The organism is Carboxylicivirga mesophila (assembly GCF_018271975.1).
Classification (GTDB): domain Bacteria; phylum Bacteroidota; class Bacteroidia; order Bacteroidales; family Marinilabiliaceae; genus Carboxylicivirga; species Carboxylicivirga mesophila.
On the sequence record NZ_JAGUCN010000064.1, the window covers coordinates 1 to 1,450 of the forward strand.

General features: G+C 37.2%; 1 protein-coding gene. It reads left to right on the forward strand.

Translation table 11 applies throughout. The features are described 5' to 3' along the window. Window positions 1-22 precede the first annotated feature (22 nt). On the forward strand, window positions 23-1,450 hold the full coding sequence (locus tag KEM09_RS21780) for an IS4 family transposase (RefSeq protein ID WP_212232060.1): 1,428 nt from the start codon (window positions 23-25) through the stop codon (window positions 1,448-1,450).

Genomic DNA, 1,450 nt, shown 5'->3' on the forward strand with positions numbered 1-1,450 from the left:
TTATTGTTAGTATCTTAATAGCATGAAAATGAATGAGTTCAATGGGTGTTTTAAAGGTTACCTATCCGATTATCGAATTGAAAAACGAGCTGAACAAGTAATGAATAAGATGTTTAAATCCGGTACTGTAGTTGTTAATAAGTTTTGTTCTACTTTTAAAGAAAAGAAGGCAGCATACGGCTTATTTAAAAATGTATCATTTACAGAAATGGAATTAATCAATTCATTAACAGCAAAGTGCAAGGCCAATCAAGGCTCCAGACATCTACTTTGCATTCAAGATACAACAGAGATAAACTACACAAACCACATTAATAGGATTGGAACAGATGATCAGGGAGTTGGCCCAATCACTCGCAATGACAACGCAGGCTTTTTCTGTCATCCAATGTTAATAATCGATAGTGAGCAACAAATGCCATTGGGTTTTTCTTCAGTACAGCTATGGAATCGTTCGTGGAATAAAAAGGATAAACACGAGCGAAAATATTTTAACCTGAACATTGAAGACAAAGAGTCTTATAGGTGGTTAAAAGCGCCTGAGGAAACGAAAGCAGTATTGAGTGAAACGCCAATTCTAACAGTTATTGGAGATCGAGAGTCTGATATCTATGAAGAACTGGTATCAGTACCTGATGAGCAGACCCACCTGCTAATACGTTCCAGTGTCAACAGGCGGTTGTACCAGCACGATGACAAACTGTTTGAGCACCTAGAGGCATTACCATCTGCAATAGAATATGAACTGCCAGTAAAATACAATAAGAAACGTAAGAACAGAATAGCTAAACTGACATTAAAATTCACACAGGTCAAACTAAGCAGGCCACAAAATAGCAGGCTTAATGAATATCCTGAGTATGTTGAAATGTGGGCTATAGAAGCACACGAACTTGCAGAGACAGTTCCTGAAAACGAAGAGCCAATAATATGGAGGCTTTTGACAACCCATCCTGTAGAAGATGTACAGTCTGACTTACAGTGTATTGAATGGTATGCACAACGATGGATTATTGAAGAATTATTCAGAGTAATTAAAAGCAAAGGTTTACAAATAGAAGCATCACAGTTGACAACAGGTGTGGCTTTAAAAAAGCAATTAGTAATGGCATTGCAAGTAGCCTTGACAACTATGTCATTAAAAATGGCATATGATAACAACCATAAGATTAAAGCTACGGTTCAGTTTTCTGAAGATGAAATAGTTTTTATGGAAGCCGTGAGTAAAACTCTTGAAGGAAATACTCAAAAGCAGAAAAACCCGTTTGCCCCAGAAACATTAGCATATTGCTCCTGGGTTTGTGCAAGGTTGAGCGGATGGAGTGGTTATGCCTCACAAGGGAACCCTGGATACATATCCATCAAACAAGGACTGGATAGATTTAAATTAAAATACGAGGGTTATAGACTAGCCATGAGTATATTAAACAATAATAATGGTAAAGGGTAG

Bases quoted from the DNA above. Each gene is read 5' to 3' on its own strand.
- KEM09_RS21780 (WP_212232060.1), top strand. From the start codon at position 23: ATGAAAATGAATGAGTTCAATGGGTGTTTTAAAGGTTACCTATCCGAT.